At 61.5% G+C, this 13,773-nt stretch carries 15 protein-coding genes; 7 read left to right on the plus strand and 8 right to left on the minus strand.

Annotated features, from left to right (window positions below; genetic code table 11):
• Nucleotides 1-28 precede the first annotated feature (28 nt).
• The 4 genes from clpS to FJ986_RS21955 all read right to left on the minus strand — a co-directional run bounded on the left by clpS (nt 29) and on the right by FJ986_RS21955 (nt 1,545).
• Nucleotides 29-334, minus strand: coding sequence for an ATP-dependent Clp protease adapter ClpS (gene clpS / locus FJ986_RS21940; RefSeq protein ID WP_140496053.1), 306 nt, complete (start codon nt 332-334; stop codon nt 29-31).
• A gap of 100 nt (nt 335-434) precedes the next feature.
• Nucleotides 435-758, minus strand: coding sequence for a hypothetical protein (locus FJ986_RS21945; RefSeq protein ID WP_140675603.1), 324 nt, complete (start codon nt 756-758; stop codon nt 435-437).
• Between the two features lie 212 nt (nt 759-970).
• On the minus strand, nt 971-1,204 hold the full coding sequence (locus FJ986_RS21950) for a hypothetical protein (RefSeq protein WP_140496055.1): 234 nt from the start codon (nt 1,202-1,204) through the stop codon (nt 971-973).
• Between the two features lie 38 nt (nt 1,205-1,242).
• Nucleotides 1,243-1,545 carry a hypothetical protein gene (locus tag FJ986_RS21955; RefSeq protein WP_140556114.1) on the minus strand — a complete coding sequence of 101 codons (303 nt, stop codon included), beginning with the start codon at nt 1,543-1,545 and terminating at the stop codon, nt 1,243-1,245.
• A 280-nt stretch (nt 1,546-1,825) separates the two neighbouring features.
• On the opposite strand from FJ986_RS21955, the gene FJ986_RS21960 reads away from it, so the two are divergent.
• Nucleotides 1,826-2,542, plus strand: a complete 717-nt coding sequence (locus FJ986_RS21960) for a response regulator transcription factor (protein WP_140561408.1) — start codon at nt 1,826-1,828, stop codon at nt 2,540-2,542.
• A complete protein-coding gene (locus FJ986_RS21965) occupies nt 2,539-3,948 on the plus strand; it encodes an ATP-binding protein (RefSeq protein ID WP_140496058.1) in 1,410 nt (469 codons plus the stop codon). Before FJ986_RS21960 ends, FJ986_RS21965 begins: the two co-directional genes overlap by 4 nt.
• A 15-nt stretch (nt 3,949-3,963) precedes the next feature.
• On the opposite strand, the gene choV is transcribed toward FJ986_RS21965, so the two are convergent.
• The 4 genes from choV to FJ986_RS31115 all read right to left on the minus strand — a co-directional run bounded on the left by choV (nt 3,964) and on the right by FJ986_RS31115 (nt 7,234).
• Nucleotides 3,964-5,145 carry a choline ABC transporter ATP-binding protein gene (gene choV, locus FJ986_RS21970; protein ID WP_140631799.1) on the minus strand — a complete coding sequence of 394 codons (1,182 nt, stop codon included), beginning with the start codon at nt 5,143-5,145 and terminating at the stop codon, nt 3,964-3,966.
• On the minus strand, nt 5,142-5,996 hold the full coding sequence (choW, locus tag FJ986_RS21975) for a choline ABC transporter permease subunit (protein WP_140516938.1): 855 nt from the start codon (nt 5,994-5,996) through the stop codon (nt 5,142-5,144). Before choW ends, choV begins: the two co-directional genes overlap by 4 nt.
• A gap of 139 nt (nt 5,997-6,135) precedes the next feature.
• Nucleotides 6,136-7,071, minus strand: a complete 936-nt coding sequence (locus FJ986_RS21980; protein ID WP_140496061.1) for a choline ABC transporter substrate-binding protein — start codon at nt 7,069-7,071, stop codon at nt 6,136-6,138.
• Nucleotides 7,072-7,108: 37 nt separating this feature from the next.
• On the minus strand, nt 7,109-7,234 hold the full coding sequence (locus FJ986_RS31115) for a hypothetical protein (protein WP_263483040.1): 126 nt from the start codon (nt 7,232-7,234) through the stop codon (nt 7,109-7,111).
• 75 nt (nt 7,235-7,309) lie between these two features.
• Between FJ986_RS31115 and FJ986_RS21985 the strand changes: the two genes are divergently transcribed.
• The 5 genes from FJ986_RS21985 (at nt 7,310) to FJ986_RS22005 (ending at nt 13,732) form a co-directional block, all read left to right on the plus strand.
• Entirely contained in the window at nt 7,310-7,921 is a 612-nt protein-coding gene (locus FJ986_RS21985; RefSeq protein WP_140516940.1) for a thymidine kinase, read from the plus strand.
• Between the two features lie 136 nt (nt 7,922-8,057).
• A complete protein-coding gene (locus FJ986_RS21990) occupies nt 8,058-8,447 on the plus strand; it encodes a cytochrome c family protein (protein ID WP_140556116.1) in 390 nt (129 codons plus the stop codon).
• Between the two features lie 326 nt (nt 8,448-8,773).
• On the plus strand, nt 8,774-9,862 hold the full coding sequence (locus FJ986_RS21995; protein ID WP_140496064.1) for a hypothetical protein: 1,089 nt from the start codon (nt 8,774-8,776) through the stop codon (nt 9,860-9,862).
• Between the two features lie 41 nt (nt 9,863-9,903).
• Nucleotides 9,904-11,049 carry a hypothetical protein gene (locus tag FJ986_RS22000; protein ID WP_140516944.1) on the plus strand — a complete coding sequence of 382 codons (1,146 nt, stop codon included), beginning with the start codon at nt 9,904-9,906 and terminating at the stop codon, nt 11,047-11,049.
• 772 nt (nt 11,050-11,821) lie between these two features.
• On the plus strand, nt 11,822-13,732 hold the full coding sequence (locus tag FJ986_RS22005; RefSeq protein ID WP_140516946.1) for an ATP-binding protein: 1,911 nt from the start codon (nt 11,822-11,824) through the stop codon (nt 13,730-13,732).
• Nucleotides 13,733-13,773 lie beyond the last annotated feature (41 nt).

The raw sequence follows: 13,773 nt of genomic DNA on the forward strand, positions 1-13,773 counted from the left end.
CCTTGTGGGAGAAGGGAAGAAACCTGCTCTACTCTTCCGGCTCCGTCGTGAACATCAGCGGATAGCCCTTGGCCTTGCCGGCGTCGGTGGCCCGTGTCGCCTTTGTCTCGGCGACGTCCTTGGTGAAGACGGCGACGACGCAGACGCCGCGCCGATGCGCCGTGATCATCACCCGATGCGCCTGGTCTTCGCTGAGCTTGAACTCGCCTTTCAGCACCGTCACCACGAATTCACGCGGCGTGAAATCGTCATTGAGCAGGATGACCTTGTAGAGCTTCGGCCGCTCGGTCTTGGGTAGGGTCTGCGTACGGGGCTTTGTCGTGATTTCAGGCATGGGAACCGGCAATTGCGCGAGCCTCGGCTTCGCCCCTATTTTCGCACGGGCGAAAGCGAGCGTCCAATCACAGAGCTATGTGGGAGGTATGGCCCGCGGTTCAACGGCCCTGGCGGCCGAAGCCCCGTCGGGAGGGCAAGTTTCCGGCCGCATCGGACCGGCGTTCCATCCAGGACGCAACCGGCCAGGCGACGACGCAGATCAGCGTCACGCTGGCAAGTGCGATGAGCAGCCACGTCTGCGCGGGCGTGATGTAATCCCAGTCGGTTGAAATCACAGGTGCGAACAGTGACGGCTCGGTGCGGCCGCTGGCCGGATCCGGCACGGGACTAGCGGTGAACAGGATCATAAGCCGGGCGGCGCCGGTGGCGACCAGGCCGCCGAACACGATCGAGCGCAGAACGGACGAAAGCCGCCTCTTCATGCGGATTGTCCTACGGCGCCGGCCTTGCAATCGGGTTAAGGCCGATCGAGACAAAGCCGCCGGCGCCGGCTTCGGCCACATCGTTGGGACCTGTCCGTTCGCTTCACTGCCGATACACGGCCTTCGGCTTTTTCGGACAGGAAGAAGGCCGCTCCAGCAAAACGCGACTGGAGCGGCCTTGTCATAAGGCAGGCAGTTGCGCCCGACCTGGATTAAGCCTTCGGAGCGACCTTCTTGTCGGTCTTCTTGACAGTCTTCTTCGCCTTCTTGTGCTTCTTGGCAACGACCTTCTTCACAGGAGGCTTGGCGGTCGTGGTCGCCGGAGCGGTGGTCGTCGAGGAAGCAGCCGGAGCGGCGGTCGTGGTGGCAGCGGCGTTGCCGAGAGCCGGCATGGCGAAGGCAAGAGCAACGGCGAGACCGGTGGCGGAGAGGATGGACTTTTTCATGGCTTCATTTCCTTTTCATGCGGGTCGGGTTTCGAGTGTCACTGAACCGGGTCGTTCGGTGTCACCCCCAGCAACTTCAAAGCGTTGGCGAGCATCCGGATGCCCTGTGCCTGTTTCTTGGCGGCGCAGTACCGGTTGCCCTTTCTCTGAAGTGCCTTTGCCGCGGTGACCTGCGTTGCCGTGGCATGGGTTTCGAGGGCTTCGTCGAATTGGTGGCTGAGATTGGCACACCGCTCGGTCCGGGTGGTGGGCGTCACTTTTGCATCCGATTGTCCAGCAGCGGCTGTGACGAGCGAAATGCCCATCAACGCACCCAACAAACTGATCGACAACCTTGGCATCGGTTAATCCGTGAACCCGGAGACTTGCGTCGCGGCCAAATGACCTGACCGCCACGGCACCGTTATGCCGGCCTAGTTTTTCAGGAGTTTTTCCCGATTATAGAATTTTGTTTCTGGATTGTGTCTGTGCGCCCCGGCGGGAGGCCTCCAGCGCATTCGGTGTGGAGATTGCCAGATTTACCTTGCCTTGAAATCCAAGGCACTGGCCAACATATGGCCCGAATTCTATCGTGTGGGTGGCCGCCTGCCGGCTTGGCAGGTCAACGAAGACAGGATCCCCGTGAAATCCGACGCACACATACTGATCGTCGACGACGACAAGGGCATTCGCGACCTGCTGCAGGAGTTCTTCCAGAAGCGCGGCCTGCACACATCGGTTGCCGCCGACGGCACCGAGATGGAAACGATCCTGCGCCGTGCACAGGTCGATCTCATCGTGCTCGACGTCATGCTGCCCGGCAGGAGCGGGCTGGAACTGTGCCGTGACATCCGGGCCCAGTATTCGACGCCGATCATCATGTTGACCGCCGTCACCGAGACGACAGACCGCGTGGTTGGCCTCGAGATGGGCGCCGACGACTATGTGCCCAAACCTTTCGACCCCCGCGAATTGCTGGCCCGCATACGCGCCGTGCTGCGGCGCAACGGTGCCCCCGAGCCCAAACGCGTCACATCGAAGCAGATCTACCGCTTCGCCGGCTGGACGATGGATTGTTCGCGGCGCCGGCTGACCGCGCCCGACGATGTCAGGGTCGAACTGACCATGGCGGAGTTCAATCTGTTGCAGACCTTCGTCAAGAGCGCACAGCGCGTGCTGACCCGCGATCAGCTCATCGAACTCTCCGGCGGCGATAGCGATTATTCCTTCGACCGCAGCATCGACATCCTGGTCAGCCGGCTGCGGCGCAAGATGGAAGATGACCCCAAGACGCCCAAGCTGATCCTGACGGTGCGCAGCGGCGGCTATCAGTTCCTCCCCGAAACGACTTCCGAATGAGACGTTTCCTGCCGCAGACCCTGCCTGTGTGGGTGCTGCTGATCGTCATTGCCGGCCTGTTGATCAGTCAGGTCGCGACGCTCTACATCGTGTCGCGCGACCGCGCGGCCGCCAATGACGTGGTCGATCTCTACCGCCTCAACGACCGCGCCTATTCGCTGGTGCAGCTGATGCATGCCGCCACGCCCGAGGAGCGCAAGGCGACCGCATCCGGCCTGTTCAACGCCACCTACGCTCTCACGGTTTCAGACACCCCCGCGGTCACCTCGTCGATCGCCGGCGACGATGAACTCGCCGAGCTGGAAGACATTCTCGTTGGACGGCTGTCGAAGTTCGGCGTCACCGACGCGCGCGTCCGGCGCGATCCGGCGACGCAGGAATCCGACAGCCCCGGCGGCGAGGTCATGAACAGGGACGTCGGCCAGGTGGAACGCGATCTCCTGGTGCTGGCGGCGAATTTCGCCCAGAGTGACAAGCTGACCGCCTCGCTGCGCTTCGCCGACGGCCAATGGCTGAACTTCACCGAGCCGATCACGCCGGTCGGCCCGATCCTGAGCTTCGACAGCCTGCCGCTCTATTCGCTGATAGCGGGGCTGGTGGTGATCATGTCGATCTGGTCGCTGCGCCGGCTGACCGCGCCCTACCGGATGATGGAAACCGCCGTGAACCGGATCGGCAATGACCTCAAGAGCCCGCCGATCGCCGAAAGCGGCAGCCGCGAGGTGCGCGCCGCCGCCAAGGCGATCAACGCCATGCAGGCGAGATTGCGTGAATATGTCGAGGACCGTGAGCACCTGGCCGCCGCGCTGGCGCACGACCTGCGCACGCCGATGACCAGGATGCGGCTGCGCCTGGAACTGTTGCGCAAGTCGGCGGTTCGCGAGGCGCTGGCGCACGATCTCGCCGATGTCGAGAGCATCGCCAGTTCGGTCATCGACTTCGCCACTTTCGAGGTGAACGAGGAAAAGAGCGAGCGCATTGACTTTTGGTCGCTGGTGGAATCGATCGCCGACGGCTACGCCGAGGTCTCCTTCGACAATGATGATACGCGCTCGCGCGGCCTGATCTGCATGGCGCGACCGGTCGCGCTCAAGCGCTGCGTCACCAATCTTGTGCAAAATGCAGTTACCTACGGCAAGAAGGCGCATCTCAGCCTGTACCGGTCGGGCGACATGATCACGCTGGCCATACGCGACGAGGGGCCGGGTATTCCGCAAGCCCAGATCGACGCCGTGTTCGGATCTTTCGTGCGCCTGGAACAGTCCCGCAACCGCCAGACCGGCGGCCTCGGCCTCGGCCTCACCATCGCCCGCAACATCGCGCGTGCCGCCGGCGGCGAGATCCGCCTGTCCAACCATCCGGACGGCGGCCTGCTGACGGAGCTGCGCCTGCCGCTGGCGACTTGAGACGCGACTGAGGGATTACCGCCGCAGCACCGCGCTCAGCACGTCCCTGATGCCGATCGCGCCGACGAAGCGCGACTGGTCATCGAACAGCGCCACGGGCGCAGTCTGCGACCGGTGCATGGCCAGCATCACGGTCTTCAGCGACGTTCCGGGATTGGCCCAGAACACCTGGGCCGCTTCCTCGGGCTGGCCTTCGACGTCGGCGCAGGACACCCATACCGCCGGCTTGCCGTCACGCTCAGCCGCCGCCACAAGGCCATGGTCGTCGATCTTGAAGCGCGTCGTCTTGCGCCGGTCGAGCCACACCCAGCCGTCCTTGCCCTGTTCGAGATCGCGGCGATCGCGCATCACGTTCCAGGCGGTCAGCACCGACAGCGGATTCACATTGGCGATGAAGTCGCGGACATAATCGTTGGCGGGCTTGAGCACGATGTCCTCCGCCGCGCCGGTCTGCACGATGCGTCCGCCCTCCATGATTGTGATGTGGCTGCCGATCTTCAGCGCTTCCTCGAGGTCGTGGCTGACGAAGATGATGGTCTTCTTCAGTTCGGCCTGCAGCTGCAGCAACTCGTCTTGCAGCTTGGTGCGGATCAGCGGGTCGAGCGCCGAGAACGGCTCGTCCATCAGAAGGATCGGCGCCTCGGTGGCGAAGGCGCGCGCCAACCCGACGCGCTGCTGCATGCCACCCGAAAGCTCATGCGCGTATTTCTTCGACCACTGCTCGAGATTGACCAGCTTGAGCTGCCTGTGGACGCGCTCCTTGCGCTCGGCATCCGGCACGCCGGCAAGTTCGAGGCCAAGCCCGACATTCTCTTCCACCGTCCGCCACGGCAGCAGGCCGAACTGCTGGAACACCATCGCAACCTGCTTCTGCCGCAGGCGCCGCAAGGTAGCCTCGTCGCAGGTGACGACATCGACGGTGCGGTCGCCATCCTTGACCAGAACCTGGCCGCGCGAGACGACGTTCAGGCGATTGACCGCTCTCAGCAGTGTCGACTTGCCCGAGCCGGACAGACCCATGAGGACGGAAATCTCGCCCTCATGCACGGTAAGGCTGGCGCCGGCACAACCGAGCACATTGCCGGTCTGCTCGAGGATCTCGGCGCGCGTCGCGCCCTTGTCGATGAGCGCCAGCGAACCCGCCTGGTCGGCGCCGAAGACGATATCGACGTTCCTGAAATCGACGGCGACGGTCATTTCTTGCCTCCAACGCCAATGCGGGTCATGCGGTCGAGCACGATGGCGAGCACGACAATGGCGAGCCCGGCCTCGAGGCCGAGATCGATGCGGCGCGAACCGAGCGCGCGGTTGATCTCGGTGCCGAGCCCGCCGGCGCCGATCAGCGCTGCGAACACCACCATCGACAGCGACAGCATGATCGACTGGGTCAGGCCCGCCATGATGGTGGGCAGCGCCGAGGGCAGTTCGACCTTCCACAGCAGCTGGCTCCTGGTGGCGCCGAACGCCTCGCCGGCCTCGATGATCGATTTGGGCACGGAGACGACGCCGAGATGCGTGAGCCGGACCGCGGTCGGGATGACGAAGATGATGGTGACGATGAGGCCGGGCGCGTTGCCAAGGCCGAACAGGGTCAGCACCGGGATCAGGTAGACGAAGGTCGGCAGCGTCTGCATCAGGTCGAGCACCGGCAGCATGAAGCGGTAGACCTTCGGCTTGTGCGCCGCCCAGATGCCGAGCGGCACGCCGATGGCCATCGCCATGGCGGCGGCGGCCACGACCAGCACCAGCGTCTGCACCGTCTGTTTCCACAGGTTCTGGTTGATGATGAAGATCAGCCCGAGGAAGACGCCGATCGCGAGCGGGCGCGAACGCTGCAGCAGCCAGGCGATGATGGCGATGATGAGCGCCAGCAGCACCGGCGGCACCACCAGCAGGAGGTCGACCAGGCCGTCGAGGATGAAGTTCAGGCCGTTGGAAAAGGCCCTGAAGACGTTGTCGAAATTGTCGGTGAGGAACCCGAAGAACGCCTTGCCCCATGGGCCGATGGGAATCTTGTAGCTGACCAGGAATTTGGAAATCGGATCCATCTTGCCCCCTCTCCTACCGGCATCGCTTTGCCGCGGTGTCCGCTGTCGTCACGTCATCTTCTCACAGCATATGAAAAAGGGCAGCCTTTTCCAGTGGCTGCCCTTTTGTTCTCACGCGTGCATGCCGAAGTCAGTCGGCTCAGCTCCCCAGTGCGGTCTTGATGGCCGCTGCCGCATCGCCGCCGTCGAAGGTGGTCACGCCGGCGATCCAGGGTGTCACGGCATCCGGATTTTTCTTCAGCCAGTCGGTGGCGACAGTCTGGGCGTCGCCGCCCTTGAGGATGGCGTCCATCAACTGGCCTTCCATGTCCAGGTTGAACTTGAGGTTGGCAATGAGCTTGCCGGCGTTCGGGCACTCGGTGGTGTAGCCCTTGCGCACATTGGTGTGGACGGTGGCGGCACCGAAGCCGCTGTCGCCCATGCCGTCGAGATAGGTGATCTTCATGGCGCCCATCACCGGGTGCGGCGTCCAGCCGAGGAAGGCGATCCACTCATTGTTCTTCATCGACTGCTCGGCCTGCGTCAGCATGCCGGCCTCCGAGGATTCGACCAGTTCGAAGCCTTCGAGATTGTCCTTCGGGTTCTTGATCATGTCGAGGATGATGCGGTTGCCGTCATTGCCGGCCTCGATGCCGTAGATCTTGCCGTCGAACTTGTCCTTGAACTTGCCGAGGTCGGTGAGTGTCTTGACGCCGGCATCCGCCACATAGGTCGGCACGACGATGCCGTAGCCGGCGCCGGTCAGGTTCGTGCTGATGGTCTCCACCGAACCGTCGGCCGTGTAGTCCTTGATGTCGTTGGTCATCGACGGCATCCAGTTGCCCAGGAAGACATCGAGGTCCTTGTTCTTCAGCGACGCCATCGTCACCGGCACCGACAGCTGGATTACCTGCGGCTCGTAGCCGAGCGCCGTGAGCAGCACCGAGGCGATGCCGGTCGTCGCCTGGATATCGGTCCATCCGACATCGGAAAGGCGTACCGCCTTGCAGCTAGCCGGATCCCCGGCGAAGGCAGCGCTCGTCGACAAGAAAGCCGCAAGGCCGAGGCCTGCGACGAAGGAATTCATACGCGACATGAACTTTCTCCCATTTCGATTCTTTGGCGAGGCGAAGTCACGGTTTTTGTGCCCGCCTTGTTTCGTCAGCCAAACACCATTCTCGTGCGGTTTCAAGCATTAAGGCAATCACGATCAACGGCGCTGGCTGGCCGATCAGCGACACGTCAGCCGCTTTTTCCATGCGAGCCGGCTTTTTTGGTGGAAGGCCTGCCAGGGGCCTTCCCCGGGCCCGGCCAAGTGGGCTTAAAAGGGCGCCATGGCCAAACTGTATTTCCACTACGCGACGATGAATGCGGGCAAGACGACGATGCTCCTGCAGGCGTCGTACAATTACCGCGAGCGCGGCATGACGACGATGCTGTTCGTCGCCGGCCACTACCGCAAGGGCGACACCGGCCTGATTTCGTCACGCATCGGACTGGAAACGGAAGCCGAGATGTTTCGTGACGGCGACGACCTGTTCGCCCGCGTCGCCGAACATCATCAGCACGGTGCCGTGCATTGCGTCTTCGTCGACGAGGCGCAGTTCCTCGAGGAGGAGCAGGTCTGGCAGCTCGCCCGGATCGCCGACCGGCTCGACATTCCGGTCATGTGCTATGGCCTGCGCACGGATTTCCAGGGCAAGCTGTTTTCCGGCTCGCGCGCGTTGCTGGCCATAGCCGATGAGCTGCGCGAAGTGCGCACCATCTGCCGCTGCGGCCGCAAGGCGACGATGGTGGTGCGCCTCGGCCCCGACGGCAAGGTCGCTCGGCAGGGCGAACAGGTGGCGATCGGCAAGGACGTCTATGTCTCGCTCTGCCGTCGCCATTGGGAAGAAGAAATGGGTCGCGCCGCCCCCGACGATTTCATCGGCTTTGTCGCGCCTTGACCGGGCTGTGGCATCACGGCCGCCACACTTGCCGCCATCGATCGGCTTTCGCGATCCCGCCACGATGCAGCGTTTGTTAAGGCCCCGGTCCTATTCTGCGTCCTCTCGTTCCAGCCAGAACTCGTCGGGGATAGCCATGTTTCGAGCCGCTTCGTCTGCCGCAGCCTTTCTGCTTGCCGGCGTCCTTGCCGCCCATGCCGGCGGCGATCCGGCACTGGGCAAGAGGGTCTTCAACCGATGCATGGCCTGCCATGAAGCAGCGAGCGACCGCGACAAGGTCGGCCCGCATCTGATGGGTGTCGTCGGCCGCGCCGCCGGCAGTGCCGAGAGCTTCCTCGGCCATTACTCCGAAGCGATGAAGAGTGCAGGCGCCGCCGGTCTCGTCTGGGACGAGGCCAACCTCGCCGAGTATCTGAAGGCGCCGCGGCAAAAAGTGCCCGGTAACAAGATGGCCTTTGCCGGCCTGAGCAGCGACGAGGACATCGCCAATGTCATCGCTTATCTGAAGGCCGATCCCAAGCCCTGAGCCAGGATTATTCCGTCCCCGCGATGGACGCCGAGCTGCCACCGTCCTCACCGCGCTCAATGCTCCGTCGGATTTCAGGCATTCGTGGCAGCGGGGGACTGAATGCCTGGCCGACATCCGCCGACGTTGAAGTTCAATGACAGTTGAACCACGCGTATTCCAAACGATCCTTTCGCCATGATCGCGGATCGATTGCGTTTCAAGGGCGTGGGCAAGGTTTTTGTTTTCGAAGCGCCCCTGTCTTCACGTCTTTCAATCCCCTGAAGCCCCACATATATTCGCCGCTGTTCGCAATCAGCGACCTGATGCCGGAGCGGGAGGCCCTTATGGCGACATTGCAGAATTTCGATGCCGAAATTGCCAGGACCAAGCAGGTCGTCCAGGACATGCGCACCAAGATAGACCAGTCCGGCGCCGTGCTCGACAAACTTGCCACCGCCGACAAGAAGATCGGCGACGCCAATTTCGATATCGAGAACGCCCGCATCGAAGACGTGCTGAAGCAGCAGAAGGTGATGGAAGGCAATATCGCCGACCTGATCATCGGGCTGGAGGACGCCACCAACGTTTTCGGCGCCGAGTTCGAGAGCATGAAGAACTACACCGGCTGGGAAAACTTCATCGGCATCTTCTCCAGCCAACGCAAGCAGCGTCTGCGCACCGACCGCGTCCGCAACATGTCACTGGCGGGCAACCTGCAGGAACTGCTGGCCAAGTCCGACACCATCGTCGGCATATTGAAGGCGCAGAAAGAAGTCCTCGACCAGCGCTACAAAACCTCCGAGACCAGCCTGTCGCAGGTTATCGAGCGCCGCAAGGCCACCATGTCGAACCTGGAAACCGTGCAGAAGCGCATCGAGGAGCTCAATCCGATGCTGCTCGACATCGAAAACAAGATCGCGGCCTCCACCAGCCAGAAGGAACGCACGCAGCTCGAAGGCGAACGTTCCAAGCTCGCCACGGAATACAATGAGAAGCAGGCCAAGGAACAGGAGTTGCTGGCCGAGAGCCAGACGCTGGAGCGCTACACCTCGATGTTCCAGACCTTCGTCGATTCGCTCAACAACCAGATCGCAGCGCAGTCGACGCTGATCAACAAGCTGACCATCGACACCGAGCAGCGCATCGTCCTCTACAAGGCACTGGAGGATTCGCTGAAGACCGCCGCCCAGCAGGATGTGGCCCACAAGATCAACACGCTGGGCAGCCAGGTCGACAACACCGCCGAGGAGACCATGGCCGGCATCGGCGCCGCCTCGCAGAAGCACATTGGCGACCTGCTCGAGATGCACGAGAAGAACATGGTTGCCACCGCCGACATCCAGCGCCGCAAGAAACTGGCCGACGACGCCTTCGCCCGCCGTTTCGACGAGGTGCTGAAGAAGCACAATTCGGCCAATTACGTGCAGTCGTAATTGCCGCCCGCACCGGTGCGACAATGCCAAGGCCCAATAGCATGACCTCCGAAAACGACGCGGCGGCGCGGTATTTCTCGGCAATCACGGCAGCACTCGGCGGGCTGGAAGTGTTCATGCGCGACGATCGCTCGCCGCTCTACCGGCACGGCATCGTCGCCAAGATCGTCGCCGAATACATCGCCCGGCTCGACAAGTCGTTCTCCTGCTGGCGCAACCGGCTGGGCTTCATGGACACGTTCCGCATTTCGCGCGCCGAAAGCGGATTCCCGGTGTTCCAGAACCTGCTCGAGCTCGAAAACGACCGCCGCCAGGCTGACACGCGGCTCGCCAACATCCCGCTGGCCGACGAATTGCGCGAGGAGATGGCCGACTTCATCCTGCGCCACAAGGAATTCCCCCAAGCGCTGCAGAAGTCGATGGCCGAGAGGCTTTATCTCGAGGACGTCAAGAGCGAGCAGACCTTCGGCCCCTTCACCCTGGCGCAGACGGCCAAGGTTTCCGTCAATCCGAAGACGGCGCGGCCCTACTACCTGGTCCATTGGGCGACCTTCGACGGCAGCGCCAACCTGCCGCTGGTCTACATGGTGACGGTGGAAGATTCCTCCGAAGACATGATCCGCCAGCTCGTCGACCGCAATGGCAAGCTCAACGACCAGATCGACATTCCATTGCCAGTCGATGGCCTGCTCAATCCCGAGCTTGCCCATCGCTTCGACGATTTCACCGAAAAGAACTCGGCCTACACGCTGTCGCCGGCAACCATCGCCGTCAACCTCGACAAGGACTTCGAGCCGCTGCACCCCAAGCAGCTTCGGCGCGTCGTGCTCGGCCCCTTCTATTCGGCCGGGATCACCGACAACAATTCTACTGTGACCGAGGTTCTGGCCAAGGTGCGCAAGCCGGAGAACGCCTGGCTGCTGACCTGGACCATCCAGGAGGTCTACTCCAAGGGCGAAAAACCCGGCCGCAGGGGGCTGTTTTCGAGCGAGAAGACGACGCAGGAGTTCTTCATCAACACCGACGACCTCGAGGCCGCGCGCCAGGGCGTGTCGAGCTACGAGAACCACGCGTTGATCCCGCACGAGGCATACCAGGCGCTCTATGCCGCGGGCGAAGCGCAGAAGATCTTTTCCGGATACAAGGTCCACATCCTGTCCAACGGACAGGTCATCTCGGACGTATAATGAGTAGCTCACTCGGAAATTTGCGGCATCAATTTACCTGGCTTGGGACGGCTGCAGCCGCGGCTGCAGGTCTTCAATTGTTTTCAGTTGCAGGCCCAGCGGGAGACTTTATCTCGGATACTTTATCCCGAATCGTAATTCACTACCAATTAGTATTTAACTACATATGGTCTATAGTATCAAGATTTATTTTAATTGATCTTTCAGATTTCAGAAATGACTTAACTTTTTCCTCGATAGTTTTGATTCCATATTTTTTACGACCTCACCGAGTTCGCCTTAGTGGCTTTTTTGACGACGAAAATAAGATACTAGCATTTCTCAATTTCGCATCTGTGACGATTATTAGCTCGGCCCTTTTCTCTACGCCAAGAGTCAAACCACCCAGCGATTGGTACATTGGTTTATCGCTGCTGCCATTTTCACTCACATTTCTGATACTTTCCCTACAGTCATTTCGTGACGACCCCCAATTTAGGAAGCGCATTAAACTATCGATTATTTCTATTAGTATTCTGCTAACAATAACATCGGTCGCATTAATAATAAATTCCTGGCAAGAAATTTTCGAAAGCACCCGCCCCGCTACAATTATCATTGTTACTCTGATCGTAAATTTTGCTTACATGGTAGGAATATTATTCAGAGTGGATGGATATTACCCTTTTTTGTGGGCATGCATCGTATATTTTGTGATATTTGGGATAGATTACTTTCTTAAGAACATGGCTCCGTCAATCGACAACCTACTGTCTTCAATTGGGGTATAGGAATGGATACCGGCCTGACCACCATCCCGGAAGCGGCGATCGAGAAGCACCGCGCCACCGCGCAGAGCTTCATCACCCGCATTGTCGTGCTGGAAGACCCGTCTAGCTCCTCCGGCACCGCGCTTGCCGGCACCAATCGCCGCTTCGTCTCCACCGTCTCTGTCGGTTCGGTGCGCCGCACGCGCGAGGTCGAGCTGGCGAAGACCGTCGGCGCCGTTCACCCCGACGACCAGTTGCTGACCATCCCGCAGCACACACTTTTGTTTCGCGCCCGGCGCGGCACGGCGCTCGCGCTCGCCATATCGGATGTTTTCGCCGAAGGCTCGGATCTCGAAAGCCTGCAGGCCAGGAACACCCGCGCTCCCCTCGAAGGCGACGAGGCCGCCACGTTCAAGAAGCTTCTGTCGGCCTCGGCTTACATTGCCGCCTTCAGCCTGTCCTCCTATCTGTTCCAGCTCATCGACAGCGACGGCGAGGCGCCCAACGACATTCCCGAGCCGGATTTCCTCTTCGACACGCCGCAGGACGCGGTGAAGTCGATCCTGGCCGGTCTCGACAAGGCGATTTCGGGCGCATCCGACGATGCCGACCTGATGACCAGGGCGCGCGCCTTCGCCCGTGTCGCCATCGACGGCCTCCTGGCACGAAAAGGCCGCTTCGACGGCATCGGCCCGTTCGAGAACGCGCATGTCCGCATCGATGCCGACGATTTCACGCTCGACGGCTTCGACGTCGCGCCGGGCAAGCGTTCCAGGCCCCTGGTGATGACCTTCAAGAAACCGGAAGAGGTCGTCGGCAACCACATCGCCAAATATCAGTCGGTCAAGCTCGCCAAGATGTTGATGGCCTATGACTTCGAGCGCGAGCTGAACCCGTTCGTCGAGCTCGGCGGCTTCCTGTTCACCTTCATCGGCGACGGCGCGCCGGGCACCGGCAAGACGACGCTGATCCAGATGATTGCCGGTCTCGTCAATGGTTACTGCCAGGTCGCCGGTTATCCCTTCGCCTACGAGAATTTCGGCGTCGACCAGATCTCGTCCTATCAGGGCAAGTCCGGCCAGAACTGCCGCCAGTTCATCAACAATGTGTTGAACCCGCGCGTCATCGGCTTCGGCACCATCGACGACATCGACCAGGTGGCGGCGCGCCGTTCCGACGACCGCGCCTCGGCCGGCCAGCAGGAGATCACCGGCGTGCTGATGGACGCCTTCGCCGGTGCCGCCACAGTGGTGCGCGGCAACTGCTCGTTCGGCATGTTCTCCAACTATCCCGAAAATGTCGACGATGCGCTGCGCCAGCGCGCCGGCGCCCGCTGGCTGGTCGACGGGCCGCAGACGCGTGACGATTACATCGACATTTTCGTGCTGCTCGCCGGCAAGAACCACAAGATCCCGCTCGGCGACCACGAACTCTACGCCGCGCAGGAGATCCAGCGCGCCGTGGCCGAAGCCTATGAGGAGCACGAGAAGCCGCAGGAGGACGGGCTGATGCGGGTCCATGAGCGCTACATGAAGGAGAATGGCGCGCCCAAGACCATGGCCGACATCGGCACCTATCTGCACCTGATCAAGCAGGCCGAGCCGCGCTTCACCGGCCGCGCCATCAAGAACGTCACCGACGCCATCAAGATGCGCGCCATGGACATCGAGCTTCCCGACGACTGGTTCGAAAAACCAGAGGTTTTCATGCACAAGAGCTATGACGAGAAGAAAGTGATGATCGAGCAACTGCGCGGCCCGTTCTCGATGGACATGGTCATGCAGGAGATCAACCGCTACGCCGACAGCGAGTTCCGCTACTCCGACAAGTCCGACGACTCCGCCGTGGAAAAGCTGCTGCGTGACGCGCGGCTGCGCGAACGGGCAGCGCGTGAGATGGAGGAGATGAAGAAAAAGGGGCTGTGGAATGCGTGATGCGCTCCGGCCTTTCCTTCTCCCCTTGTGGGAGAAGGAAT

The organism is Mesorhizobium sp. B1-1-1, from assembly GCF_006442955.1.
GTDB lineage: Bacteria > Pseudomonadota > Alphaproteobacteria > Rhizobiales > Rhizobiaceae > Mesorhizobium.

Bases quoted from the DNA above. Each gene is read 5' to 3' on its own strand.
- FJ986_RS22000 (WP_140516944.1), top strand. From the start codon at position 9,904: ATGACCTCCGAAAACGACGCGGCGGCGCGGTATTTCTCGGCAATCACG.
- clpS (WP_140496053.1), bottom strand. From the start codon at position 334: ATGCCTGAAATCACGACAAAGCCCCGTACGCAGACCCTACCCAAGACC.
- FJ986_RS21945 (WP_140675603.1), bottom strand. From the start codon at position 758: ATGAAGAGGCGGCTTTCGTCCGTTCTGCGCTCGATCGTGTTCGGCGGC.
- FJ986_RS21955 (WP_140556114.1), bottom strand. From the start codon at position 1,545: ATGCCAAGGTTGTCGATCAGTTTGTTGGGTGCGTTGATGGGCATTTCG.
- FJ986_RS21985 (WP_140516940.1), top strand. From the start codon at position 7,310: ATGGCCAAACTGTATTTCCACTACGCGACGATGAATGCGGGCAAGACG.
- choW (WP_140516938.1), bottom strand. From the start codon at position 5,996: ATGGATCCGATTTCCAAATTCCTGGTCAGCTACAAGATTCCCATCGGC.
- FJ986_RS22005 (WP_140516946.1), top strand. From the start codon at position 11,822: ATGGATACCGGCCTGACCACCATCCCGGAAGCGGCGATCGAGAAGCAC.
- choV (WP_140631799.1), bottom strand. From the start codon at position 5,145: ATGACCGTCGCCGTCGATTTCAGGAACGTCGATATCGTCTTCGGCGCC.
- FJ986_RS21965 (WP_140496058.1), top strand. From the start codon at position 2,539: ATGAGACGTTTCCTGCCGCAGACCCTGCCTGTGTGGGTGCTGCTGATC.
- FJ986_RS21980 (WP_140496061.1), bottom strand. From the start codon at position 7,071: ATGTCGCGTATGAATTCCTTCGTCGCAGGCCTCGGCCTTGCGGCTTTC.
- FJ986_RS21995 (WP_140496064.1), top strand. From the start codon at position 8,774: ATGGCGACATTGCAGAATTTCGATGCCGAAATTGCCAGGACCAAGCAG.
- FJ986_RS21990 (WP_140556116.1), top strand. From the start codon at position 8,058: ATGTTTCGAGCCGCTTCGTCTGCCGCAGCCTTTCTGCTTGCCGGCGTC.
- FJ986_RS31115 (WP_263483040.1), bottom strand. From the start codon at position 7,234: ATGGAAAAAGCGGCTGACGTGTCGCTGATCGGCCAGCCAGCGCCGTTG.
- FJ986_RS21950 (WP_140496055.1), bottom strand. From the start codon at position 1,204: ATGAAAAAGTCCATCCTCTCCGCCACCGGTCTCGCCGTTGCTCTTGCC.